Raw genomic sequence first — 22,512 nt, forward strand, 5'->3', positions numbered from 1 at the left:
AAGAATTGAGATTTTGCTATATCTTTGTGCCCTTCAGAAAGTCGTAGATCTTTTCTACAGAGCTAGTCTTTGAGTTTGCCCCCATTTTCGAGAGAGCCAGTGAGGTTCACTGGCCACTTAGGGTACAATAGTTTCCTTTATCAGTAGGGCCTTAAACTAGCACCTTTGCTTCGTATTCAGGTAAGTCTGTCACCCAAACACCATCGTGGACCTCAACGTCGTAATCGCTGATCCACTCGTGCCAAGTGCTCCCCTCAGGAAAGTTTTGGATCTCGTAGTCGGCCAAATATTGATCCGAAAAATTGACGACGACAACAACGCGCGATCCCTCATCATTCCAGCGGATGTAGGCCAGCACTTTGGAATCTGGATCCTCGTAGAAAAATTCTACATTCTCGGTACGCAGGGCATGGTTGCTTTTGCGCAAGTTAATCAGACCTCGGTAGTGCTGCATCAGGTCATGGTTGCGATCGTTCTGCAGTAGTGACCAGTCAATCTTGGCAGCTTCTAGGGTCTTGGGATGGGAGTCCCCGAACTCTTCTCCCATCCAGATCAAGGGCACGCCCATGGCAGTTGTCACCAAAACAGCCCCCAGTTTTGCCCGTTTAAAGGCGGTTCCGTCAAAAATTCCATGGTTGGCCAACTGCACCATCAAGCGATCGTGGTCGTGGTTGCTGAGGTAGTTGATGGCGTTGACAGCCCCTAAATAGCCAGACCGTTTGGCATCGATTAGCTCTTTAACAGTTTCTATGTCGGTATCATCTCCCCACAGCAGAGGCCGCAGCTGGTGCAGAAACCCATCGCGCCAGCAAGCATCGAGGGGGCCTTCTAAATTAGTGGCGTCGGGAGATTCGGGAATCAGTTCTCCAATGTTGTAAAACGGTTTGGGCTGAGCCTGTTTGCTTGTTTCGTCGGTTAGCTGCCCCAAAAATTCAAAGTGACCCATCTGGCTAACGGCGTCAAATCGAAAACCGTCGATGTGATATTCCGTAATCCAAAAGTGCAGAACGTCTTTGACAAACTCTTGGGCAGGGCAAAGGTTCAAATTTTCGTCGTAATGATCATAATCGAACTCTGGCCCCCAGCTTTGATCAGGATCCTTAGGTTCGCTTCGATACCAATAGCTGTAGTCAATTTTTGTCAGCGGAGCCTCGGAACCTGAGTGATTAAGAATGATATCTAGAATGACTCGAATGCCCCGAGCATGGCACTCGTCTACTAAATGTTTGAAGTCTTTGCTGCTGCCATAGGCCGACTCTACGGCAAAATAATGATGGGTATTGTAGCCCCAACCCTGCTCACCAGGAAATTCTTGAATCGGCATCAGCTCAATGGCATTGATCCCTAATTCGGAGAGGTAGTCAAGCTTTTCGGTGATATGTTTAAGCTGACCACGCGGGTCAGGATCATCCTCCCCGCCAGAAAAGTCGCTAACCAAAATCTCGTAGATGATCAACTCTTCATTTTGCGGTAGCGCTTTGTCGTCGTGATTCCAAACGTAATCGTCAACTATAGGTTCGCCATCTTTGACGTGCAAGACACCATTTTGATAGCTTTCGTTTATGTGACTAGCTCTTGGATCAATGACTTCAATCCATTGATCGGGCTCTAGAAAAAAGCTTTTAGACTGAATCCGAAACTTGTATTCATATTGGCCATCATCTAAATCAACGTGAGCCCGAAAATAGCCGTCTTCTCCTTTCTCCATAGGGATATCTTGTCTGTTGGCAAAAGAGCCTATTAATACTGCGCTCTTGTTGTAAGGAGCAAACAGCTTAAACTCAATAGGATTAGCCATAAACATACTGCCTTCTTTCTTTATTAACTAATGTGACGCTAAAGCCTCCAGTTTCAACCTATCCCTGGGCAGAAATCATTCAGCCTCTCAATTTCTCGGGGATCAGTATGAAACGCTGGTTTTGATGGTCACAGACACCAGATTAGATAGGGGTTTATGCACTGATGGGATCAAGCGGGTATTACTACTGAGGTCACACAGCGATGATTGTTTCTGATGTGGCGATCGCACTGAACGCAACAGCACCAGCGCTGCCACCCATCAGTACTCACGGCAGCCTATACATTGACCAGCAGCTAGCGGAAATGCGATGGAGCGTTTCATCACAAAAATTGGGGTGACCAGTTGGCTCGCAGCTGCTTATGGATCGATGCCAGAATTTCATCAGATCGGCGATAGTAGCGGTACCGGGTCACCCATCTGCACGGAGTTTTGCTCAAAACTGACTGAAAACAGGCCGTTAACGCGCCTGCTGAGGCTCAACCAATGACTTCTAGCAGACAAAAATGTTTAGATATTGGCTTGATTACGCGTCATTAAATAGCCAACCCCAATCAATCCAAAGCCCAGCAGAAAGAAGGCTATGTCGTAGACCATGAAATTGGGAACGTGCCGAATGTGGTGTAACCCCAGCAGAGCGTGAAAAAAAATACTGTCAAAGAGTTGGAACCCACCCCAGCCCATCAAAATCCAACCAACAAAGGCTGACGTCGTTAGAGGCACTGTTGGGGTTTGCTGTGCACTGCGCCATAGCACCCCAATACCCATTACCGTAATTAACCACATACCGGCGCTAAAAACCCCATCCGCTAACACGTTCACCCGTAAGCCCAGCAGGGTATCCATTGTCACTCGGCTTGAGATGAGGTGATGCCACTGCAACAGCATGTGTAAAACAATGGCGTCAATAAACCCGCCTAGGCCAAACCCTAGAAGGAAGCCGGCCACTCTGAACGCATCGGTGGGCGCGGAAAACGCGCCCCCTGCACTACTTTCTGTAGCGCTAGCGGAGGGAGGTTTAGGAGGTGGATAGGTCATGGCTAGGTTCGATGCACCCTTTTGGTCATGCTGCTTAAGCTTCAGGCGTTGGGTAAATATCCCAGTCTTCGATGCCCTGCTGCTGGAAGATTGCTGCCGCCTGGTTTAGGTCTTCCTGAGTACCATCTGCGATCACCATGAAATCTGAGCTTAATAGGCGATCGCTGAAGGCTCCGACCCGCTCCTGTGGAATTCCCAAGGACTGCAATCCCTCCTTTAGATTCATCGTTGCTACGGCCCCGGCCCCCTGCCCTGCCATAACTGCCAAAAAGGCCGTCCCGATGGAACCCACCGCTATTACGGCGCCAGCGCCGGGTATTGCCAGACTGCTCAACCCGCCCAGCAACCCGCCCCACAGGGCACCGGTCAGCGCATCCTCTGGCCAGCGCTGGGAGTCGTTAATGTCTTGACCTTTGACTCGGTGACCCGTAGTGGCCCCTCCTGCCACCACATCTTTTTTCAGCTGCTTGGCTAAAATTGATACCTGACTCATGGTAAAGCCCGACGATTCTAGAGCCTTAACCGCTTGCTCTGCTTGGTCTTCCTTAGAGAAAAAACCGATGCCTTTATAGGTAAGTTGTGCTGTCATTGGGGTCTCCTAACCAACCGAATGAAAGACGCTACATGTCTGCTTAGCTTCATCTTTTGCCTTTTATCAGCGATCCTCATCAGCCTGTAGATACAGTCTTTCTTTCGGCTCGAGATGGTTTTTAGTACCTTTAGCGATCGCCCAATTACAGCTCTCTAATTGGCGTCTCAAGCTCCTCATCAGACCCTTCAAGCATTAATCTCCAAACCCTTCTAGAGCGTACGGTAGTCTTTCTCTAACTAAAGACAGAGACGCGGCCACAACTATCTGCCTCACCCGTCAGAGGCTAAGCTCGGCTCCGGTGCCTAAGCTATGAGGATCGCTTCCCTCGGATTGCTCTGCCCTAAGCGCAGCTGCGATCGCAATGTCAGTCTCCTTGGAGCTTACACCATGACTGCATCTCAAACTTCAGTTGGCGATCGCTCTGTCTCTAAAGAGGTTCAATCCTCCTCAGAGAATCGAATACGTTACGCCGTAGTGGGGCTTGGCTGGTTTGCCCAGACCGCAGCACTACCCTCCTTCCCCAGTTCTGAAAACTCCGAAGTCGTGGCCTTGGTTTCTGATGATCCCGTCAAGCTGCAAGAACTTAGCCAAAGTTACGGAATTCAGCATACCTACAGCTACGACGAATACGAAGATTGCTTAACGAGCGGAGCAGTAGATGCTGTTTATATTGCGTTGCCCGACCATTTGCACTGTGAGTACACTGTGCGGGCAGCAAATCAGGGCATTCACGTGCTGTGCGAAAAACCGATGGCCACCACAGTAGCCGAGGGTGAACGCATGATTCAGGCTTGTCAAAGCAACGGCGTCAAGCTAATGATTGCCTACCGCCTTCACCTTGACCCAGCCAATATGCGGGCGGTCGAAATTGTCCAATCAGGTCAGATTGGGCAACCCCGCATTTTTAACTCCGTCTTCTCGCAACAGGTTAGGGGAAACAATATTCGGCTTCGGCAAGCAACCGGAGGCGGTACCCTAGAAGACATCGGCATTTACTGCATTAACGCTGCCCGATATCTGTTTCAGGCCGAACCCGTTGAAGTGTTCGCTATGGCGGCTAATAACGGTAAAGAGCGGTTTCGTGAAGTTGACGAAATGATCAGCGTCATACTCCGCTTTCCCGATCAGCAATTGGCAAACTTTACCGTCAGTTTTGGGGCCAGTCCGGTTTCGACCTATCATATTATCGGCACAGAGGGCGATCTGCGGCTAGAGTCGGCCTATGCGTGGGATGCAGAAATTACCCACCACCTGACCATCAACAATGAACTCTCCCGGCAGACATTTGCTTCCCATGGCCAGCTAGCCGCTGAATTTGCCTATTTCTCTAACTGCATCATACAGAACGAAGACCCGGAACCCTCGGGGATAGAGGGCCTTAACGATATCCGCATCATTTGTGCTCTGCATGAATCGATTCAACAGGGTAAACCCGTCGTTCTCGACCAGATGAACTTTGTCCAGCACCCAACAGCTGACCTCATCACGGTTCGCCCAACCAGTGTAGACCCTGCTAATCTCATCCATGCAGCTAGCCCAGAGGATAGCTAGAGTTAAGGTAGCTAAGTCGTTTTAAGTCTCAAATTAACTGCACTCAAACCCAAAATTCTATATCCCGTTAAGGAATAAACCATGTCTTCCCATTCACCCACTTTTCACGATGAGCAAAGCTTGGCAGACGCGGCAGAAGACCTTGGCAACCAAGCTTTACAGCAGGGGCTAATCCACAGTTTTGTCGTGCGCCACTTTGCCGACACCCGGCAATTCTATATTCCCGACGAGCATCAGGAGCCGCTCACGCCAGAGCAAGCTTATTTGCAGTTAAAGGCATTGGTGAAACCATCAAATCAACCATAACCCAACAGATTGACTGAAAGTAGCCCCCACTAACAGTGAAAGCTACTTTCGTGAAAGAGCGTAGGTATTCTCTTTATAGCTGCACATTTTCTAATTGAACTGAGGCTGAACTAACATCAGCAAAGACATTTAGAGCGGGGTAGAACTCTAGAGGTAATGATGAATTTGTTAGGGTGATTAAGAAGCTACGCAACGATGCCTATGCTGCCCTGCCCTGACTGCACCTCCGAACGGACCGTCAAGAATGGCCACATTCACACCGGCAAGCAACGGTATCTGTGCCGTAACTGTGGTCGTCAGTTTGTTGAGGACCCAACCAACAAAGTCATTGACACCGCGACCCGTGAGCTAATCGACCGCCTGTTGTTAGAGCGCATCTCGATGGCTGGTATTGCTCGGGCGGTTCAAGTTTCCGAGCAATGGCTGCAAGACTATGTCACCTGCAAAGCAGCCCAGATGCCCACTCAAGCCACGGTCCGGCCCAAAAAAAGGGGCCGTTGACGGTGCAATGCGATGAACTCTGGTCGTTTGTCGACCACAAGGGCAACAAACAATGGGTCTGGCTAGCCCTTGATGCCGAGACCCGTGAGATTATCGGAGTTCATGTCGGTGACCGCTCTGCCCAGAGTGCAGAACGGCTCTGGGACACATTGCCTAAAGTCTATCGGCAGTGTGCGGTTATCTATACCGATGCTTGGGAGGCCTACCAAAAGGTGCTACCCCGCCATCGCCACCGGGTCGTCAGCAAGGCGAGCGGTAAGACGAGTTACATTGAGCGATTCAACAATACTCTCAGACAGCGGGTTTCACGCTTTGTCAGACGCAGCTTAGCCTTCTCTAAAAGTCTGCGCAATCACATTGGCTTGCTGTGGAATTTATTCACCACTACAACGCATCATTACCTCTCTAGTACTACCTAGAGCGGCATACAGATTCCACCCCTAGGATCAGAACACCCTTGCTAAAGTTGGCTTCTCATCCTTTCCTTGTTCATACTTTTTGCTATGAGAAAGTGTTCGCTGCACCCTGGCACTCGCTAAAACATGCGCTAGCACAGACAATGCCCCTAGACGAATCTTGATTCATCCAGGGGCATTTGCCTATAACTGATTTTTGCCAATTACGTTGACATGCTATTCAGCAACTTCAGACTCAGCTTCTTTTTTCTTTGCTTCCTGCTTCTTTTCTCCTTTTTCGTTGATGTTGTCAACAAATTCTGTAATGCGCTCTTCGTTCTTTTCGGCGTAAGACTTGTGCTGCTTGTCAGTCATAGGATTAACCTCAGTGGTCTAATTATTCAGGTTTTAGTTTAGCGGCAGCTTCAAGCACCACCATCTACTTAATGAGTGATTTGCTTTAGGCAATGCTCTACCACAAGGACTAATACCAATTGACATGAGGGAATAACCAAATGATTTTGACTTATTCCTTTCAGACAATTAAAGCTTGTATCCCCTAGTTCACGAGTTGTTTGGCCATAAAGCATTGAGAAATTGATGGGTTCTTTGGAAAATGTTTCTCAACTAATTTGAACGGCTGAGAAGCGCAGATTGCTGGCGATCGCTAGCTCAATCAAGCCGTCAAAGGACTATGCCCGCAAACGACATCTCACCCGTGGGATCTCCTCCTTTCTACAATTTTTGATCCCTCCAATGAGCGATAAGGCTAACCGATCGCAACCTTTAGGATGTTAAATAATGCAGCGATCGCCAGCTTTGCAATAGCTGCTGGCCTCGCACAACAAGGAGGAAGCACAATATGGCTTCACAGCACAGACGAGCAGTAGGCATTTTCTCCAGCCGTCCTAAAACAGCATCGGCTTTGCAGGCCCTCGGTGACTCAGGCTTTGCCATGGGTCACGTGTCAGTAATTGCTAAAGACTCCGAGCGGCAGAGCGCGATCGCTGGAGTCGAAGTAACAGACGAGGTTAGCAACCAAGCCGGTAAAGCCAGTACCGTCGGCGCGGTGACAGGCGGTGTATTGGGAGGAGTCACTGGTTTACTCGTAGGCCTTGGCACGTTAGTCATCCCTGGCATTGGCCCTGCCGTACTGGCAGGTGAAGCCGCTGCAGTCATGTCTACGCTGATCGGCGGAGCGGCTGGGGCCGCTGCCGGTGGTTTAGCGGGTGCATTAGTTGGTTTAGGTATCCCTGAGCACCGGGCTAAGCATTACCTCGATCGCGTAGCCCGAGGCGAATACCTCGTTATGCTCAAGGATACTGAGCCCGAAATTGCACGTGCAGAACGTACCCTCAGGGCGGCGGGCATTGAAGATTGGGGAGTTTACGAGACTCCAGCCGACGCAGCCGATGCCAGAAGTGGTTCTCCCAACGCCACATTCAACGGGGCCGCTGACGTCACTGAGGGGCGAGGCAATCCCTACAACCGAGTCGATCATCCCATGGATGAAGCTTACCCCAATGACGGTTCTCGTCGAGGGGAAGAGGTGCCCTTAGCCACTGGACTGCCCCACGCTTCAAACCCATTGGAGCCCTAAAACGCTGAAAGCTTAGATGCTGAAAGCTAGCAGCCAAGTTGAGAACATAGGCCACCTGGCCGCGCCCATGGTCTAGTGCTGCTAAAAGCGCTGTTGTTATTGAGGAAAAACCCGTGAATTTCTTGAAGTCTATCCGTCTTGGGGTGATTGCCCTGTGTTTAGGAGTAATTTTGCTTACCACTAGTGCCTGTGGTAGCGCTACTCAAACCAGTACCGCCCCCCGCCTATCGCCTACCAGTGCCTATAGTCAGCTCGAACGGGGTGACACCGCTAGTGGCGAAAGCTACGGGCGATGGGTTATGCAGACTGCCAAAGGATTGGTTAGCGATGCTTTTGTCCGTGACAACAACAAGCTCGGCGTTGTGATTTCACCCGATGTGCAGCCCCGAGAGGTAAAAACATTAGCCCAGTCGCTGGTGCAAGGGTTCCACAAAAAGTTTCCCAATCGGGATCTGAGCGTCTTGGTCTATGCACCTGACAAAGAGCTAATTCTAACCGCTAAATACGACGATACGACCCGGCAGGTTGAGTACCAATAGGTAACGGCACTCCCCGAAGGCGCGGCTAAATCGAGTTATCAGTCTCGAAAGTGCCATCCACTGCAACATTCTTAAGTTGCTTAGGGAAGGGGAGCCTTGAAAATAGCGGTTTTCTACAGCTCTAGAAAAGCTGTAGAGACAGACCGGTCAATTTGATAGCAAAAAACAAAAATTTGGAGAGTTACGCTATGAGTAGCAGCAAAGATTACAAACGTGAAATCATGAATGACTTGGCTGGTGGCAATGTCGAGGGCATTGATGCCAAAGCCACCCAGCCTGAGAAAGAGTATGCCAACTTTGATGACTTCGCCAATCGTTCCTCTCGCAACGAGCGCCGAGAGTTGTTTGGGCGTGGGTTTCACCCGGACCGCATTCCCACCAGTGAAATGGAGCCTGAACTGCGTAAGGCGATCGCTCAGATCAAGCCCCAGCAGCGAGACGATGTTGCTCGCGACCTGTTCAAGCATCTCAAAGAGCGCGGTCTCAACGATCGCGACCTAGAGAGACAGCTAGGGCTATCGACCCACCACACCGGTCGTATGAATGAAGACGATGTCTCTAAACTGGCTGCTTTTGCCTACCACAACCACCCCGATGTTTTTCAGGATGTGCTGGCTGACCAACCCACTATTCTCAAGTTTTTGAGCAATCCAATGGTAGGTGCAGCTGTAGGTGCGATCGCCGCTAAGTGGTTGGGCAAGCGCTAAGAGTCCTGACTCTGCCGCCCAGCCTAGGATTAGCCTGGGCGGCAGAACCCGCATTTAGTAAGCATCTGCTGAATTGGTGCTCCTATTGATCCTAAAAAGCCGAGGGTTACAGTAACCCTCGGCTTTTTAGGCGTCTACTTATATATGAGCCTTTTCTACCTCAATTGGAGCCTGAGGCAATAGACAAGCATTGGACAGAAGACCGAGAGCCCCATATCCTTTAGACCGGCTTTATTCTACAGTGACAGCGGGCAGCTCTAGGCAGTAGCCAGCTCCGTAGACGGTCTTAATGAATTTAGGGTGCCGGGGATCAGGCTCTAGTTTGGTGCGCAGGTGCCGTACGTGAACTCGAATGGTTTCGATATCGTCGTTAGGCTCATAGCCCCAGACCTCTTGCAAGATTTGGCTAGGAGATACGGTCTGACCATGGCGCTGGAGCAGGCAGTGCAGCAGCTCAAACTCCAGATGGGTCAGTTTGACGGTGCCGTCAAACCAAATTGCTTCGTAGCGCTCAGGAATCAGAGTAAGGGGGCCATAGTTAAGAATTTCGCTGTGTTTGGCCGCCTGAGGAATGCGATCGGTGCGGCGCAGCAGAGCGCGCACTCGCGCCAGCATTTCATCTAGCTCAAAGGGTTTAGTGAGGTAGTCGTCGGCCCCAGCATTAAAGCCATCAACCTTATCTTGGGTCTGCGACAGGGCCGTGAGCATGAGCACAGGAATTTCGGCGGTGCGGCGATCGCGGCGGAGGCGCTGGCACACGGTTAGCCCGTCCACCTTAGGCAGCATCAGGTCGAGCATGATCAAATCAGGCAGCAGCTGCACGGCTAGGGCCTGGCCCTTAATACCATCCCCAGCCTGGTTGACGTCGTAGCCTGCCATTTCCAAATTGACGGAAACGAGCTCCGCGATCGCAGGATCATCATCAATGACAAGAATACGAGGCATTACCAACTAGACCTGACAACCCTAAAACAACACTGACTCAGCTAGAGGCAAGCCACAAAGCTTTGAGTAGCCTAGCATCACAACGTAAAGAGCCGTGTCGGAATAATACAATTCCTCGATAAATTATAAGCAGAACCCTTAAATTTCCTTAAGTAAATCGGGTTACAGCCTTCTGAGCTTAAGGTTTCCTTTAGATTTCGAAGCGATCCTATCTCCTTTTGCCAGATCCCCAAAGGGACATTGGCGCAGAAGAGTGACTGCCTGTACTGACTATTAATCTAGAAACTCCCCAGGTAGGATTCGAACCTACGACCAATCGGTTAACAGCCGACCGCTCTACCACTGAGCTACTGAGGATTAACTGCGAAGCTCGCGAAGCTTATATTAACGATAAGTGTGCAACCTTGACAACCCTCCAATGAAAATTTTTGGGACAATTTTAGATCGGAACGGTTAGCGGTCATTCTGATGCTGGCTTGGGGCTTCAACCTCATGCCAAATTTTCATGCTGCCATTGTGGGCCACTCATGGTATAGTCAAAGACTGTGTCGAAATTGTGGTAACCATGCCCAAGCTTAAGTCTCGCAAAGCTGCCGCTAAGCGCTTTCGTCGCAGTGGCAGCGGCAAAATCATGCGTCGCAAGGCGTTCAAGAACCACATGTTGCAGCACAAAAATGCTGAGCGTCGTTCTCGTCTGTCTAAGATTGCCTTAGTGTCGGAAGAAGACGCTCCCAACGTGGAGCTAATGTTGCCCTACCTCTAGGTAAGGGACTTTGAGTCTGCTAGTAGTCATTAATAGTTCCAAGGGTTAAACAGTCATGGCACGTGTCAAGCGCGGCAACGTAGCACGCAAGCGCCGCAACAAAATTCTCAAGCTAGCCAAAGGGTTTAGAGGGTCGCACTCTAAGCTGTTTCGCACAGCCAATCAGCAGGTGATGAAGGCGCTGCGATACGCCTACCGCGATCGCCGCAACCGGAAGCGCGATTTTCGCCGCCTGTGGATCACCCGCATCAACGCGGCTTCTCGCATGCACGGTTTGAGCTATAGCCAGCTAATTGGTCAGCTCAAGAAAGCTAATATCGACATCAACCGCAAAATGCTGGCCCAAATGGCTGTGCTCGATCCCGATGGGTTTGCGAAAGTGGTTGAAGTTGCCAACCAATCTTAGAGATTGGCCCAGACAGTAGGGGCAGTCGTAGTTTAGGCACGGCCGCACCATGACATGGAACTGGCTTGGGTTTGGTTTAGCACTGGGGGCGCAGCTGGCTGTGCTCCCAGTTTTTGCTGCGGATCTTGACACCATTCGTGCTCGCGGGCACCTGGTGGTAGCGGTGCGGGATGGCTGGCAGCCCTTGAGTTTTCGCGATCGCGAAGGCGACCTGGTCGGTTTAGAAATTGACCTGGCCCACGGGCTGGCGACGGCAATTTTTTCTGACCCAGCGGCGGTTGAGTTTGTGGTAGTGCCCAACGGCGATCGCCTGCCGGCAGTGCTGGAAGATCGCGCTGACGTAGCGATCGCCGGCCTGACCCTGACTTCCGGTCGCCAACGGCTTGTGAGCTTTAGCCCACCCTATTACCTCGACGGAGCCGCTGTTCTGGTGCGCGATCCCCAGGTGCAGAGCCTAAGCGACCTCCAGCGCCAGCGGCTAGGGGTGCTTCAGGGGTCAAGTACTGTGGCGATAGTGCGCTATCTGCTGCCGCTAGCTATCCTCACCCCGCTAAACAGCTATCAAGATGCTTTCGATCGCCTCAGCACCGGCCAAATTGACGGCTTTGCTGGTGATGTGACGGCGCTAAGCGGTTGGCAGCAGGCCCACAGCGGCTACTATTTGGTGCCCAGTCTGCTGTCAGCTGAACCCCTGGCGATCGCCTTGCCCAAGGGCACTCAGTACAATGAATTACGTAGCCTGGTCAACCAAACCGTCATTGATTGGCACCAAAACGGCTGGCTAGAAGAACGGACCACCTTCTGGGGGTTGCCCTAGCCATGGCAAGATAAGGTAGTTCTCAAGTGCAGACAAAGACCGCATGGAAAACAGCAACCTGCTCCTTATTTATCTAGGTATTCTGCTGGCGTTGCTGAGCGTTGCCGCTTTTTTTGTGGTGCGCCAGGTAATCAAGACCCGCCGCATCGAAAGCACTCTGGGGAGGCTTCAGTCACGGTTAACCAAAGAAAAGGGCACCGCCCAGGAGTACTACGAGCTGGGCAGTCTATTGCTCGACAAAAAGCTCTACACCCAGGCCGCCCTCTACCTCCAGCAGGCCATTAAGCAACTGGGTAACGACGAAGCCGAAAACGCCGCCGTGGTTTACAACGCCCTGGGCTACTCCTACTTCGCTCAAGACCAGTATGACCTGGCTATTCGCAACTATAAAGAAGCGCTCAAAATTTCGCCCGAGTACGTCACCGCCCTCAACAACCTAGGCCACAGCTACGAGCGCAAGCAGCTCACCACCCAGGCCCTGGAGATGTACGAAGCCGCATTGGCCCTCGAACCCAAAAACTCCACCGCCCGTCGTCGCTTCGACTCGCTCAAAAAGCGTGTTGCTCCCGCCGAAAAATCTTAGCTGTAGGGCCAACTTTCTCGGGCTCAGCCTTCTTCTAGGCAGGCGTTATGAAAATACAATCTTTAGGGTATATAAGTAGGTATAGGGATCCTGCTAGGCCAGGATATTGCACCGATACTCTACCTCTTTCTGCTCTTCATTGTTTTTCAGGGAGTGGTTTATGCGCCTCGATACTGGTACTCCGCTTACTCGGCTTTTTTCAGCGCTAGTGACTATTTTAGCGCTGCTAGCTTTTGGTTTCGTGGCCTGGAAGGCGTTTGACGTCTGGCGTTCTGACCCGGCGGTGGAAGGCATTCAGGATATTTTGCAACCCAAGCAGTAACGCCACTGCCTAGCCCTTGCCTGGTAGGATGTGGAGGTTCTTTGCCCCACAGTGTTTCCATGCCGGAGCTAACCGGGCTGCCAGCGCTGCCCAATCATGCTGATGCGGCCGTTTACCGCATTCTCGATGCCAACCTCGATCGCGCCCGCGAAGGGCTACGCGTTATTGAAGAGTGGTGCCGCTTTGGACTGAATAACTCAGCTCAAACCGAGCAGCTTAAGCACCTGCGGCAAACCTTGGCTCAATGGCATGCCCCTGAGCTGCGCCTGTGCCGCGACACCCCTGGCGACCCTGGCACTGCCCTAACTCACTCCCAAGAGGCCGAGCGCACTAATGTGACAGCGGTGCTCCAGGCCAATTTTTGCCGGGTGCAAGAGGCCCTACGAGCTTTAGAAGAATACGGCAAGCTCTACCGTGATGACCTGGCAGCAGGGTCTAAGGCCATGCGCTACCAGGTTTACGCTCTGGAGAGCGAAATTCTTGGCGGTCATCGGCTTCAGCGGCTGCGCCAGGGCTTGACTTATCTGGTGACATCGCCCTGCGATCGCCTGCTGCCCATTGTCGAAGCTGCGCTGCAGGGAGGCATTGCCCTGGTGCAGTACCGCGACAAAGATACAGATGACTACCTGCGGTTAGAGCTGGCCCAAAAACTGAAGGATCTGTGCCACCGCTACGGAGCGCTATTTTTAATCAACGATCGCGTCGATCTCGCCCTAGCTGTGGAAGCTGACGGCGTTCACCTGGGACAAACCGACCTGCCCGTCTTCACCGCCCGCCAGTTGCTGGGCAATCAGCGCATCATTGGTCGCTCGACCACTAGCCCTGACGAAATGCAGCGAGCGATCGCCGAAGGTGCCGACTACATCGGCGTTGGCCCAGTCTATACCACCCCAACCAAACCCGGCAAAGCTGCCGCTGGCCTCGACTACGTGCGCTATGCCGCTGAGCACGCCACCGTGCCCTGGTATGCGATCGGCGGCATCAACACCGAAAATCTAAGCGAAGTGTTGCAGACCGGAGCCGAGCGAGTTGCCGTCGTGCGGGCGCTGATCGAAGCCGAAAACCCTACCCTGATTGCCCAGTACTTTGCTGCTCAAACCAACCACCGTCGAGCCTTTCACACCGTCGCCGCGTCAACTGGTTGACCGGCTATCAAGCGGATTGACTGTCGTCAACAACAAGGTTTGAGGTGCAAGGTATAGGGTCTAAGGTTGCCATGCATTCCTAAACCCTATCCCTGATCCCTTACACCCTATACCCGACTTCCCCATGATCGATCCCACCACCGATAACTTTCATCTTCTCGTCAATGGCGAATCTCAGCCCTGCGCTTCTGGTACGCTGCTGCCCAATTTTCTAGAATCATTAGGTATGAATCCTCGTCTGGTGGCGGTGGAGTACAACGGCGAAATTCTTCATCGCCAGTTGTGGGAAACTACCTACCTGCGTCCCAATGACAGACTGGAAATCGTCACTATTGTCGGAGGCGGTTAGGGCCTCTAGGTACGGGTTTCCACCGCTAGTTTGCCAAGCAGCAGCAGCACTTCGCGTTACATTAAAGACATAAAGCACTCCACGTTAGCACCCGGTTTTACGCGATGGTTAAACAACTTTTTCAACGCCTCAAGCCGTTTTTGAAGCCCCTAATGGCCGTGGTTTTGGCCGTAGTTTTGGTGTTTGGCACCGCTCAGGGTGCCTGGGCCGCTGCAGGTGGCCGCATGGGAGGCGGTAGCTTCCGGGCTCCGGCTCCTCGCATGAGTCCGGCCCCTCGCACCTACGCTCCCGGTGGCGGTGGCGGCTACTATCCCGGCGGTGGCTTTGGCTTTCCGTTTTTATTCCCCTTCATTGGCATTGGGGGTGGTTTTGGCGGGTTGTTTACCCTGCTGATTTTCATTGCCATCGCCAATGTAGTGGTGCGTGGCCTCAGGGGCGCAACTGCTGGTGACGACTACGACTATGCTGCTCCTGCTAGCAGCAACCCGCCGGTGTCTATTGCCAAACTCCAGGTAGGGCTACTGGCCGATGCCCGCGCTCTGCAAGACGACCTCAACCGTCTGGCAACTACGGCTGATACCGGTACCTCCCAAGGTTTAGCCAAGCTGCTGCAAGAAACTACTCTGGCCCTGCTGCGCCACCCGGACTACTGGGCCTACGCTGCCGGCGAAGAAAAGCAAACCCGCCTGCTCAGCGCTGAGCAAGAGTTTAACCGCTATACCCTCTCGGCCCGCAGCCAGTTTAGTGCCGAAACTCTGTCTAACGTCAACAACCAGCTTACTCAAGCTGAGCCCCAGGCTTTGCTGACGGGCGACACCGACCAGGCTCCCGGCGAATACATTCTCGCTACGGTGGTTGTAGCAACCCAGGGCAAGCTTGACCTGCCTAAGGTTTACTCCTCGGCTGACTTACGCCAGGCCCTCAACCAGATTGGTGCAGTCTCCGGTGAGAACCTGCTAGCTGTGGAAGTCCTTTGGACGCCTCAGCAGTCGGGAGAGACCCTCAGCGGTGATGAGCTGATTGCTCAGTACCCAGAGCTGAAGCTGATTTAGATTGCTTTTTAACTTCCACAAAAAAGCCCTTTGAAAACAAAGGGCTTTTTTGTGTTTATGGAATCCGGTGGTTAAGCGAAGTCAAAGCCACCGCTATGCTTGGGAAGACCTCCTAGGGTCAATTCTGTTCAGGTGGCCCCGCAGGAGAGGGCATGAACTCTTGGGAGAATCCAGCGGGATACGGCTCTATCGTTGAAACCAGTTCTGAAGCAGCTCAGGCGATCGCCACAGTAAGTAACCCGCGAGGCCAAAGGTAGCGGTGATCAGCCCTGTGGCCACGTAGCCCAAAATCATTACCACCCCATCGGCTTCGAGGGTAGCCACCACAAAGATCAAAATGCCAACCGTGGGGATGGGATTGGTAAAGGGAATTGGACTCATCAACAGCAGCGTTAGCCAGCTAATACACAACCCGTTGATGTGCCAAACCGAAGGGTTGTTGGCCAGCCCCAGCATGCGAGGCCGCACGAACCGCTCGGTGATACGAGTCACCCGCTTGAGATTGCTGAGCACCGTTTTAGCCAGCACCGACGGGAACTGAAACTGGGCCACTCGTCGGGGCAGCCAGGGCGATCGCCGCCCCACCGCCATCTGCAGCGACAGCAGCAGACAGGCCGACCCCAAAATGGTGGTAAACCCCGGCGGCATGGGGAACAGGAACGGCAGCACCAGCAGCCCAATCACCAGGGAAAAGCCCCGCTCGGCGGTTTCGTTGAGCACATGGGAAAGGGTGAGCGGCTGCTCGGCTATGCGCTCTAGCAAGGCCTTGATTTCCTGAGAAAAGTGGAGTTGAGGAGGATCAGAATCCATAGGGGTGAGGAAATTGAGTGGGATTAAAGCACGCGTTTAGACCCATTGGGCAGACTCGGTTGCTTGCGCCGTAGCGACAGTTGAATGACCAGTTTTTCGATCTCTAGCCAGGCAAACATTAGGGCGCTAAAGCCAAAACAAATCGCCAGTTCTGAGGCTGCTAGGGGATGAAGGCCGAAAAATTGCGCCAGGACTGGAACGTACAGTAACAACACTTGCAGGCCGGTGGTGAGTAAAACCGCACCCCATATGTAAGGATTCGACAAAGGATTGAGCTGAGCTGTTAAGCGTGTGTCTGAGCGAGCTGCCAGGGCGTGGCCCATTTGGGCTAGGCAGAGGGTCGTGAATACCATCGTCTTCCAGGTGTCAGGATGACCGGGATAGCCGGGGGCAGTGGTATAGCGGTAGGCCCAGCCCATCAGGCCAATCGTCAACACCGCTAGCACAATGCCCACCCGCACCATGTAGGACCCAAGGCCGCGCGCAAAGATGCTTTCTCGCGGATTGTGGGGTGGACGCTCCATAACGTCGGGTTCGGCGGGTTCCATGGCCAGAGCTAGGGCGGGCACGCCGTCTGTCACTAGGTTCATCCACAGAATTTGCAGGGGCGAAAGGGGCACGCCACCCAGACCCATAATTGGGGCGGCGGCAATGGTGAGCACCTCGCCAATGTTGCTGCCCAGAATGTATTTGATGAAGCGGCGAATGTTGTCGTAGACCACCCGGCCCTCTTCGGTAGCCGCCACAATGGTGGCAAAGTTGTCGTCGAGCAGCACCATATCGCTGGCTTCTTTGCTAACGTCGGTGCCGGTGATGCCCATGGCGATGCCAATGTCGGCCTGTTTGAGAGCCGGGGCATCGTTGACGCCGTCGCCGGTCATGGCGACAAATTCGCCCTGTTTTTGCAGCGCCTGCACAATGCGGAGCTTGTGCTCGGGGGCAACGCGGGCGTAGACGCTGACATCGGGGACGGTGCGTTCCAGTTCCTCAGGGGAAAGGTGGCTCAGCTCGCGCCCGGTCAGAATGGTGTCGCCGGGTTTGGCAATGCCGAGGGTTTCAGCGATCGCCTTGGCGGTCAGCGGGTGGTCACCCGTAATCATCACTGGGCGAATGCCGGCCCGCCGACAGTCAACCACGGCGGCACGCACTTCAGGCCGTGGAGCATCCAGCATGCCCACTAGGCCTAACCAGATCAGGTTTTGCTCCTCGGGCTCTAGGTTGGCGTTGGGATTAGCTACGACGTTTGTGGGCTTCATGGCAAAGCCCAAAACTCGCAGACCACTGGAGGCCATAGCGTCGTTGTGGGCCAAAATAGCTTGCCGCTGAGCCTCGGTAAGCGGCACAAGCTGCCCCTCGCCTTGGCTAGTGCTACAACGTTCTAGCACTAGTTCGGCAGAGCCTTTGGTGAACATTACTTGGGGAGCCAGGGGCCAGGTGGCATCAGCATGGGCCTGCACGACGACGCTCATGCGCTTGCGCTCTGAGGTGAAGGGCACCTCGCCAATGCGATCGCTCTGTTGGCCCAGCTTCTCTTGATCAAAGCCACCTTTGCCCGCTACGGCCAGCAGTGCCCCCTCGGTAGGGTCACCCAGCAGGGTCCAAATGCTGCCGGACTGATTGAGGGTAGCGTCGTTGCACAGGGCGCAGGCCATTAGCAACGCCTGGAGGGATGAGTCGGACTGGGGAGCGATGGCAGACCCATTTTCCAGCAGGTTGCCTACGGGGGCATAGCCCTCGCCGGTCACTTCATACTGGTGTTCTACGGTCTTAACCTGCTGCACCACCATTTTGTTTTGAGTCAGGGTGCCGGTTTTGTCGGAGCAAATGGTGGTGACCGAGCCCAGGGTTTCTACCGCCGGCAGTTTGCGAATCAGGGCGTGGCGTTTCACCATGCGCTGGGTGCCCAGGGCCAGAGTGACAGTGATGACGGCGGGCAGACCTTCCGGCACCACAGCAACGGCCATACTGAGGGAAACTTCTAGTAGCTCATCAAACAGGCTGAGGTCGCCTGTGCGCAGCAGCCCCGCCACCACCACTAGGGCTACGAGTACCAGTGACCCCGTCACCAGCACATTCCCCAGCTGCGCCATGCGCTGCTGGAGGGGCGTAGGCTCAGTCTCCACCGACTGAATCAGGGTGGCAATGCGGCCCAGCTCGGTGGTCATCCCCGTTTGGGTGACCAGCACGGTACCGCGTCCTTGGAGAACTTCGGTGCCTTGGTAGACCAGGTTGAGACGATCGCCCAGGGCAGACTCATCCTCTAAAAGCAGCTCAGGCTGCTTGATCACCGCTTCGGCTTCGCCAGTCAGGGCAGCTTCGCGCACCTGCAAGTTGGCGGCACTGAGCAAGCGACCATCGGCGGGCACCTGCACTCCTGCTTCTAGCAGCACCACATCGCCCGGCACCAGGGCCTTGGCGTCGATTTCCTGCTCCTGACCCTGGCGAATGGTGCGTACCCGGGGGGAGGTCATGTTTTTGAGGGCAGCCAGGGCTTTTTCGGCCTTGCTCTCTTGCAGGTAGCCCAAAATGCCGTTTAGTAGCACAATGGCAAAGATCGCGATCGCATCTTTGGGAAAGCCGCCCTCGCGCAGATCGAGCACCAGTGACACCAGCGCCACCGCGATCAGCATCAGCAGCATGATGTTTTTGAACTGATCCCACAGAATTTCCCAGGGGCTGCGGGTGGCCCCCTCCTGAAGCTCGTTGGGGCCATAGACCTGCTGTCGGTGCTCGGCTTCGCTAGGGCTTAGCCCTTCGGGGCTGCTCTCTAACAGCGCGATCGCCCGCTCCGGGGTGAGGGTATGCCAAAGGTTAGCAGACGCGCTTTTGCTGGGGATGGTGCTTTGGGCCACGGGTGCAATTTACCTCAAAAAATCAAGTGCTACTATTCGCCAGTATCTAGCCTACATTTATAGCACTAATAAATAGTGCAGCTCTGCCTTAATGTTCAATCCGTTTGTGCCGCAGTCGCTGATTTGCCGAGAGAGTGAATTAGAACGCGTCTGCGCCCTGCTCCGTCAAGACAGCGATTTTGTAGTAACCGGAGTGCCAGGCATTGGCCGCCGCACCCTAATTCGCAGCGCCGCCTGCCAGGAGGGCTCGCGCTGTCTGGAAATCGACCTGCTACGCTGCCGCAACGCGGGTCAATTTCTGCGGTTTTTGGCCGATGGCATTGTGGACGCCTTCTCAGAACCGAGTGAAATTGCCCAAATTCAGCAGTGGAGCTTGAATCAGCCTCTCAGCGTTGATCAAACATTGGAGACCGAAGCGCGGCTGGTGTGGCCCAAAACCCTGGGCAAAGAGTGGCCCTTGTTTGAGGACTTACTATCGCTGCCCCAATACCTAGCAGAATGGCTCAACTGCCAGGTGGTGATTATCTTTCACAACTTTCCCCACATTCGCTCATGGGATCGTCAGGGCAAGTGGGAAAGTCACCTGCGCCAGGAGATCGAGCGGCAGAATCGGGTCAGCTACGCTTTAATCGCCACCGTGGCCGAACCCTGGATGACCGCCAGCCAGCTGCCGGTGATTGCGCTTACCCCCCTGAGCGATCGCGAACTGCAACCCTGGGTAATTGGCACCATGGCCACAGCGGGCCTCAAGTTTGACCCCGAAAGCCAGGCCCTGGAGCTGTTTCTTAGCTACGTGCAGGGCCACATGAAGGATGCCATTACCCTAGCCCAGCGCCTGTGGTTGGGCTGCAATGCGATCGCCTCACCGGCCCCAGAGCTAATTCAGGCGCACCTGGTGCATAGCACCATGCTAGGTCTAGCCCAAGATATGGCGGTTGTCTTTGAAGCCCTGCTGCTGCTGTTGCCCTCTACCCAGGCCCGCGTGCTTGAAAGCCTGGCCCTCGACCCCACCGACAGCCCTCAGTCCAATGCCTACATCAAGAAACACCAGCTTTCGCGGGGCGGAGGCTTGCAGGGGGCGCTCACCAGCCTGGAGCAAAAGGGCTTAATCTACGGCCCCCAGTTCGGCTACCGGATTGCGCTGCCGCTGCTCGATTTTTGGCTCAAACAGCGGCTGCGGTAGGTAGTTGGCTGGGTAGGGGCATTGCAGTGCAATGCCCCTACGAACAGGCGGAACCAGATAGGGTTTTGAATTACACATCTTCTGCGACGGGTGCTAGTTCAAAGCATCCCGACACAGAGGTAGGAATGGTGCGGGGGCGATGGCTAACGGCATCAACAAAAACCCACTCAGTAGCGCCAGTCGCCAGCACGGTATCGTCGCTGAGGCGCAAAAACTTGTATTGACGGGTGCTGCGGGCTTTGCGCAGGGTGGTGATCCAGGTGGTGAGGCGCAGGCAATCGCCCGCAAAGGCCGGACGCAGGTAGGTGATTTGGTGCGATCGGGCTACCCAAGTAGCCCCTAGAGCTTGGGTCTCAGCGGTGCAGCCGACGCTGGTGGCGTGGGCAATGGCGATATCCTGCATCCACTGCACGTAGGCGACGTTGTTGACATGATTATTGCCATCGACAACCTCCATTGGCACAACAAACTCGTGGTGGTAGAAGGCTTCCATGGACTAACCGAAGGGGTATAAGGAGTGCAGTGAGGGCAGAGGAAGTGTTGGGGTTGGAAGAACTCAGCCTCCAGTACAGGCTAGGAAGCCTAACAAACTAATTGTTCGAATTTCTAAATACTGCGCGGTCTGATGCCGATCGCGCTCTTTAAGGGGATCTATTCGGCTTGCCGTTTTAGAGACTGCGCGATCGCCCCTTCTTTTCCCCCCGCCATAATGAAGCTAGCTTTATTCCCGGCAATTCTATGGCGAAACTTTGGCCCTACGCCACCCCTGGTATTCCCGATCACCTGTTCGAGCAACTGCCCGGCATTCCTCTCAGCAGTCGGGAGGTGCGGCTGCTGCTGCTGGGCTACCTTCGGCTCAAGCCCAAGGATGTGCTGTGGGATATTGGCGCGGGCACCGGCACCTTGGCGATCGAGGCGGCGCTAATGTGCCCTGTCGGCAAGGTGGTGGCGGTTGAGCGCGACGAGGATGTAGCCGAGTTAATTCGGCGCAATTGCGATCGCTTTGGCCTTACTAACGTGCAAGTCATTCAGGGCAGCGCCCCCGGCTGTTTGAGCGAGCTGCCCCACCACCCCGACTGCATTTTTGTCGAAGGCGGACGCAACCTCAAAGAAATTTTGCTGGCCGCCTGGGACTACCTGCCGTCCCTGGGGCGAGTGGTGGTAACCGCGGGCAACCTCGAAACCCTTTACGTGGTGTCTGAGACCTTTGCCCACCTACGGGTGCGCAACATCGAAGCGGCTCAACCCGCCGTCAACCGGCTAGAGACTAAGGGCAACTACCAGGTATTCACGGCGGTAGACCCGATTTTCATTCTCAGCGGCGAAAAGTATGAGTGATAGCAAGGCCAGTTCGGTTGCCCCACAGTTGAATTCATTAAAGCGATTTCGAGGCTGTCTACTAGGGTTAGCCATCGGTGACGCCGTTGGCACCACGGTCGAATTTCAGCACCGTGGCTCGTTTCCACCCATAACAAACATGGTTGGTGGTGGTCCTTTCAACCTCAAGCCCGGTCAGTGGACTGACGATACCTCTATGGCTCTGTGCCTAGCCACTAGCCTCATCGAGGTCAGTGCCTTTGATGCCGCAGATCAAATGAATCGCTACTGCGATTGGCACGAGAATGGTTATCTCAGCAGCACCGGTGACTGCTTTGATATTGGCAACACTGTCAGGCAAGCGCTGTCTCAATACAAAACCTCCGGCAATCCATTTAGCGGTTCTACCCATCCCAAAACTGCTGGAAATGGTTGCCTAATGAGGCTCGCGCCCGTCCCCATGTTTTATTTTCCCGATCGCGATCGCGCCATCCAGTTTTCGGGCGAGAGTTCTCGCACAACTCACGGGGCACCAGAATGTATTGATGCCAGTCGCCTGTTTGGGAATATGTTATTCCGAGCGCTCTCAGGCACTAGCAAAACCGAAATTCTCTTTGACAATGACTTGGATACAATTACATCCCCCTCTATCCAAGCTATTGCCGCTGGGGACTATCAAAGCAAGCGAGTCGATGATATTCGAGGCACCGGGTATGTCGTAGACAGCTTGGAAGCGGCGCTGTGGTGTTTTTGGACAACGGAAAGTTACGAACAAGCCATTCTGGCGGCAGCCAACCTTGGTGATGACGCCGACACAACCGCCGCTATTTGTGGTCAAGTAGCTGGAGCTTATTACAGCGAATCGGGCATACCAATGTCTTGGCTTGAACAGCTCGCCATGGGTGATCGAATTGCTGAGCTTGCTGAGCGATTACATGCTG

At 53.9% G+C, this 22,512-nt stretch carries 25 protein-coding genes, 1 tRNA gene and 1 pseudogene; 18 read left to right on the forward strand and 9 right to left on the reverse strand.

Annotated features, from left to right (window positions below):
* Nucleotides 1-151 precede the first annotated feature (151 nt).
* The gene (locus H6F59_RS12290) at nt 152-1,798 is read right to left on the reverse strand and encodes an alpha-amylase family glycosyl hydrolase (RefSeq protein ID WP_190699662.1); all 1,647 of its coding nucleotides are present in this window, start codon (nt 1,796-1,798) and stop codon (nt 152-154) included.
* Nucleotides 1,799-2,001: 203 nt separating this feature from the next.
* Here H6F59_RS12290 and H6F59_RS26140 point away from each other — a divergent pair, with 203 nt between their 5' ends.
* A complete protein-coding gene (locus H6F59_RS26140; RefSeq protein WP_206755206.1) occupies nt 2,002-2,139 on the forward strand; it encodes a hypothetical protein in 138 nt (45 codons plus the stop codon).
* A gap of 169 nt (nt 2,140-2,308) precedes the next feature.
* Here H6F59_RS26140 and H6F59_RS12295 read toward each other — a convergent pair whose 3' ends face one another.
* Nucleotides 2,309-2,836, reverse strand: coding sequence for a DUF2243 domain-containing protein (locus H6F59_RS12295; protein WP_206755207.1), 528 nt, complete (start codon nt 2,834-2,836; stop codon nt 2,309-2,311).
* Nucleotides 2,837-2,870: 34 nt separating this feature from the next.
* The gene (locus tag H6F59_RS12300; RefSeq protein WP_190699668.1) at nt 2,871-3,425 is read right to left on the reverse strand and encodes a hypothetical protein; all 555 of its coding nucleotides are present in this window, start codon (nt 3,423-3,425) and stop codon (nt 2,871-2,873) included.
* Nucleotides 3,426-3,815: 390 nt separating this feature from the next.
* Between H6F59_RS12300 and H6F59_RS12305 the strand changes: the two genes are divergently transcribed.
* The 3 genes and pseudogenes from H6F59_RS12305 to H6F59_RS12315 all read left to right on the forward strand — a co-directional run bounded on the left by H6F59_RS12305 (nt 3,816) and on the right by H6F59_RS12315 (nt 6,195).
* Nucleotides 3,816-4,979 (forward strand): Gfo/Idh/MocA family protein, encoded by a 1,164-nt coding sequence (locus tag H6F59_RS12305; RefSeq protein ID WP_190699671.1) that lies wholly within the window; start codon nt 3,816-3,818, stop codon nt 4,977-4,979.
* Between the two features lie 81 nt (nt 4,980-5,060).
* Complete coding sequence (locus tag H6F59_RS12310; RefSeq protein WP_190524000.1) at nt 5,061-5,285, forward strand: hypothetical protein; 225 nt, start codon at nt 5,061-5,063, stop codon at nt 5,283-5,285.
* 201 nt (nt 5,286-5,486) lie between these two features.
* Nucleotides 5,487-6,195 (forward strand): annotated as a pseudogene (locus H6F59_RS12315) (IS1 family transposase).
* Between the two features lie 223 nt (nt 6,196-6,418).
* On the opposite strand, the gene H6F59_RS12320 reads toward H6F59_RS12315, so the two are convergent.
* A complete protein-coding gene (locus tag H6F59_RS12320) occupies nt 6,419-6,556 on the reverse strand; it encodes a hypothetical protein (RefSeq protein ID WP_190524003.1) in 138 nt (45 codons plus the stop codon).
* Between the two features lie 487 nt (nt 6,557-7,043).
* Here H6F59_RS12320 and H6F59_RS12325 point away from each other — a divergent pair, with 487 nt between their 5' ends.
* From H6F59_RS12325 to H6F59_RS12335, 3 genes are all read left to right on the forward strand, one after another.
* The gene (locus H6F59_RS12325) at nt 7,044-7,781 is read left to right on the forward strand and encodes a hypothetical protein (RefSeq protein WP_190699674.1); all 738 of its coding nucleotides are present in this window, start codon (nt 7,044-7,046) and stop codon (nt 7,779-7,781) included.
* 113 nt (nt 7,782-7,894) lie between these two features.
* A complete protein-coding gene (locus H6F59_RS12330; protein WP_190699677.1) occupies nt 7,895-8,320 on the forward strand; it encodes a hypothetical protein in 426 nt (141 codons plus the stop codon).
* Nucleotides 8,321-8,508: 188 nt separating this feature from the next.
* Nucleotides 8,509-9,027, forward strand: a complete 519-nt coding sequence (locus H6F59_RS12335) for a hypothetical protein (RefSeq protein WP_190699681.1) — start codon at nt 8,509-8,511, stop codon at nt 9,025-9,027.
* A gap of 231 nt (nt 9,028-9,258) precedes the next feature.
* Here the strand turns inward: H6F59_RS12335 and H6F59_RS12340 are convergent, their stop codons facing one another.
* Both H6F59_RS12340 and H6F59_RS12345 read right to left on the reverse strand, forming a co-directional pair.
* A complete protein-coding gene (locus H6F59_RS12340) occupies nt 9,259-9,972 on the reverse strand; it encodes a response regulator transcription factor (protein ID WP_190524014.1) in 714 nt (237 codons plus the stop codon).
* Between the two features lie 285 nt (nt 9,973-10,257).
* Nucleotides 10,258-10,329 (reverse strand) — tRNA-Asn (locus H6F59_RS12345).
* Nucleotides 10,330-10,537: 208 nt separating this feature from the next.
* Here H6F59_RS12345 and rpmI point away from each other — a divergent pair.
* From rpmI to H6F59_RS12385, 8 genes are all read left to right on the forward strand, one after another.
* On the forward strand, nt 10,538-10,735 hold the full coding sequence (gene rpmI, locus H6F59_RS12350) for a 50S ribosomal protein L35 (RefSeq protein ID WP_073609358.1): 198 nt from the start codon (nt 10,538-10,540) through the stop codon (nt 10,733-10,735).
* A 55-nt stretch (nt 10,736-10,790) separates the two neighbouring features.
* Nucleotides 10,791-11,141, forward strand: a complete 351-nt coding sequence (gene rplT / locus H6F59_RS12355) for a 50S ribosomal protein L20 (protein WP_190524018.1) — start codon at nt 10,791-10,793, stop codon at nt 11,139-11,141.
* A gap of 49 nt (nt 11,142-11,190) precedes the next feature.
* On the forward strand, nt 11,191-11,958 hold the full coding sequence (locus H6F59_RS12360) for a transporter substrate-binding domain-containing protein (protein WP_190699685.1): 768 nt from the start codon (nt 11,191-11,193) through the stop codon (nt 11,956-11,958).
* 43 nt (nt 11,959-12,001) lie between these two features.
* Nucleotides 12,002-12,541: a tetratricopeptide repeat protein gene (locus tag H6F59_RS12365; RefSeq protein ID WP_190699688.1), complete on the forward strand. Its 540-nt coding sequence runs from the start codon at nt 12,002-12,004 to the stop codon at nt 12,539-12,541.
* 160 nt (nt 12,542-12,701) lie between these two features.
* Nucleotides 12,702-12,863 (forward strand): hypothetical protein, encoded by a 162-nt coding sequence (locus H6F59_RS12370; RefSeq protein ID WP_190524027.1) that lies wholly within the window; start codon nt 12,702-12,704, stop codon nt 12,861-12,863.
* Between the two features lie 59 nt (nt 12,864-12,922).
* Nucleotides 12,923-14,008: a thiamine phosphate synthase gene (locus tag H6F59_RS12375; RefSeq protein WP_190699693.1), complete on the forward strand. Its 1,086-nt coding sequence runs from the start codon at nt 12,923-12,925 to the stop codon at nt 14,006-14,008.
* Between the two features lie 124 nt (nt 14,009-14,132).
* The gene (gene thiS, locus H6F59_RS12380; RefSeq protein ID WP_190699695.1) at nt 14,133-14,357 is read left to right on the forward strand and encodes a sulfur carrier protein ThiS; all 225 of its coding nucleotides are present in this window, start codon (nt 14,133-14,135) and stop codon (nt 14,355-14,357) included.
* A gap of 104 nt (nt 14,358-14,461) precedes the next feature.
* On the forward strand, nt 14,462-15,409 hold the full coding sequence (locus tag H6F59_RS12385) for a DUF1517 domain-containing protein (RefSeq protein ID WP_190699699.1): 948 nt from the start codon (nt 14,462-14,464) through the stop codon (nt 15,407-15,409).
* 186 nt (nt 15,410-15,595) lie between these two features.
* Here the strand turns inward: H6F59_RS12385 and H6F59_RS12390 are convergent, their stop codons facing one another.
* Nucleotides 15,596-16,219, reverse strand: a complete 624-nt coding sequence (locus H6F59_RS12390; protein ID WP_190699702.1) for an exopolysaccharide biosynthesis protein — start codon at nt 16,217-16,219, stop codon at nt 15,596-15,598.
* 23 nt (nt 16,220-16,242) lie between these two features.
* Entirely contained in the window at nt 16,243-19,071 is a 2,829-nt protein-coding gene (locus tag H6F59_RS12395; protein WP_190699705.1) for a cation-translocating P-type ATPase, read from the reverse strand.
* Between the two features lie 91 nt (nt 19,072-19,162).
* Between H6F59_RS12395 and H6F59_RS12400 the strand changes: the two genes are divergently transcribed.
* Entirely contained in the window at nt 19,163-20,254 is a 1,092-nt protein-coding gene (locus H6F59_RS12400) for an ATP-binding protein (protein WP_190699707.1), read from the forward strand.
* 70 nt (nt 20,255-20,324) lie between these two features.
* Here H6F59_RS12400 and H6F59_RS12405 read toward each other — a convergent pair whose 3' ends face one another.
* Entirely contained in the window at nt 20,325-20,747 is a 423-nt protein-coding gene (locus H6F59_RS12405; RefSeq protein WP_190699711.1) for a thioesterase family protein, read from the reverse strand.
* A gap of 245 nt (nt 20,748-20,992) precedes the next feature.
* Between H6F59_RS12405 and cbiT the strand changes: the two genes are divergently transcribed.
* The gene (gene cbiT / locus H6F59_RS12410; RefSeq protein WP_190699716.1) at nt 20,993-21,592 is read left to right on the forward strand and encodes a precorrin-6Y C5,15-methyltransferase subunit CbiT; all 600 of its coding nucleotides are present in this window, start codon (nt 20,993-20,995) and stop codon (nt 21,590-21,592) included.
* On the forward strand, nt 21,585-22,512 hold a 928-nt coding region (locus H6F59_RS12415; protein ID WP_242021402.1), incomplete at its 3' end, for an ADP-ribosylglycohydrolase family protein. The genes cbiT and H6F59_RS12415, both read left to right, overlap by 8 nt.

The sequence above is a fragment of the Nodosilinea sp. FACHB-141 genome (assembly GCF_014696135.1).
Classification (GTDB): domain Bacteria; phylum Cyanobacteriota; class Cyanobacteriia; order Phormidesmidales; family Phormidesmidaceae; genus Nodosilinea.

What these genes read in the sequence shown, in the direction of transcription:
- H6F59_RS12365 (WP_190699688.1), top strand. Translation starts at nt 12,002, where the DNA reads ATGGAAAACAGCAACCTGCTCCTTATTTATCTAGGTATTCTGCTGGCG.
- H6F59_RS12290 (WP_190699662.1), bottom strand. Translation starts at nt 1,798, where the DNA reads ATGGCTAATCCTATTGAGTTTAAGCTGTTTGCTCCTTACAACAAGAGC.
- thiS (WP_190699695.1), top strand. Translation starts at nt 14,133, where the DNA reads ATGATCGATCCCACCACCGATAACTTTCATCTTCTCGTCAATGGCGAA.
- H6F59_RS12335 (WP_190699681.1), top strand. Translation starts at nt 8,509, where the DNA reads ATGAGTAGCAGCAAAGATTACAAACGTGAAATCATGAATGACTTGGCT.
- H6F59_RS12405 (WP_190699711.1), bottom strand. Translation starts at nt 20,747, where the DNA reads ATGGAAGCCTTCTACCACCACGAGTTTGTTGTGCCAATGGAGGTTGTC.
- H6F59_RS12390 (WP_190699702.1), bottom strand. Translation starts at nt 16,219, where the DNA reads ATGGATTCTGATCCTCCTCAACTCCACTTTTCTCAGGAAATCAAGGCC.
- H6F59_RS12300 (WP_190699668.1), bottom strand. Translation starts at nt 3,425, where the DNA reads ATGACAGCACAACTTACCTATAAAGGCATCGGTTTTTTCTCTAAGGAA.
- H6F59_RS12400 (WP_190699707.1), top strand. Translation starts at nt 19,163, where the DNA reads ATGTTCAATCCGTTTGTGCCGCAGTCGCTGATTTGCCGAGAGAGTGAA.
- rpmI (WP_073609358.1), top strand. Translation starts at nt 10,538, where the DNA reads ATGCCCAAGCTTAAGTCTCGCAAAGCTGCCGCTAAGCGCTTTCGTCGC.
- H6F59_RS12370 (WP_190524027.1), top strand. Translation starts at nt 12,702, where the DNA reads ATGCGCCTCGATACTGGTACTCCGCTTACTCGGCTTTTTTCAGCGCTA.
- rplT (WP_190524018.1), top strand. Translation starts at nt 10,791, where the DNA reads ATGGCACGTGTCAAGCGCGGCAACGTAGCACGCAAGCGCCGCAACAAA.
- H6F59_RS12320 (WP_190524003.1), bottom strand. Translation starts at nt 6,556, where the DNA reads ATGACTGACAAGCAGCACAAGTCTTACGCCGAAAAGAACGAAGAGCGC.
- H6F59_RS12340 (WP_190524014.1), bottom strand. Translation starts at nt 9,972, where the DNA reads ATGCCTCGTATTCTTGTCATTGATGATGATCCTGCGATCGCGGAGCTC.
- H6F59_RS12325 (WP_190699674.1), top strand. Translation starts at nt 7,044, where the DNA reads ATGGCTTCACAGCACAGACGAGCAGTAGGCATTTTCTCCAGCCGTCCT.
- H6F59_RS12310 (WP_190524000.1), top strand. Translation starts at nt 5,061, where the DNA reads ATGTCTTCCCATTCACCCACTTTTCACGATGAGCAAAGCTTGGCAGAC.
- H6F59_RS12385 (WP_190699699.1), top strand. Translation starts at nt 14,462, where the DNA reads ATGGTTAAACAACTTTTTCAACGCCTCAAGCCGTTTTTGAAGCCCCTA.
- H6F59_RS26140 (WP_206755206.1), top strand. Translation starts at nt 2,002, where the DNA reads ATGATTGTTTCTGATGTGGCGATCGCACTGAACGCAACAGCACCAGCG.
- H6F59_RS12360 (WP_190699685.1), top strand. Translation starts at nt 11,191, where the DNA reads ATGACATGGAACTGGCTTGGGTTTGGTTTAGCACTGGGGGCGCAGCTG.
- H6F59_RS12295 (WP_206755207.1), bottom strand. Translation starts at nt 2,836, where the DNA reads ATGACCTATCCACCTCCTAAACCTCCCTCCGCTAGCGCTACAGAAAGT.
- H6F59_RS12375 (WP_190699693.1), top strand. Translation starts at nt 12,923, where the DNA reads ATGCCGGAGCTAACCGGGCTGCCAGCGCTGCCCAATCATGCTGATGCG.
- H6F59_RS12305 (WP_190699671.1), top strand. Translation starts at nt 3,816, where the DNA reads ATGACTGCATCTCAAACTTCAGTTGGCGATCGCTCTGTCTCTAAAGAG.
- cbiT (WP_190699716.1), top strand. Translation starts at nt 20,993, where the DNA reads ATGGCGAAACTTTGGCCCTACGCCACCCCTGGTATTCCCGATCACCTG.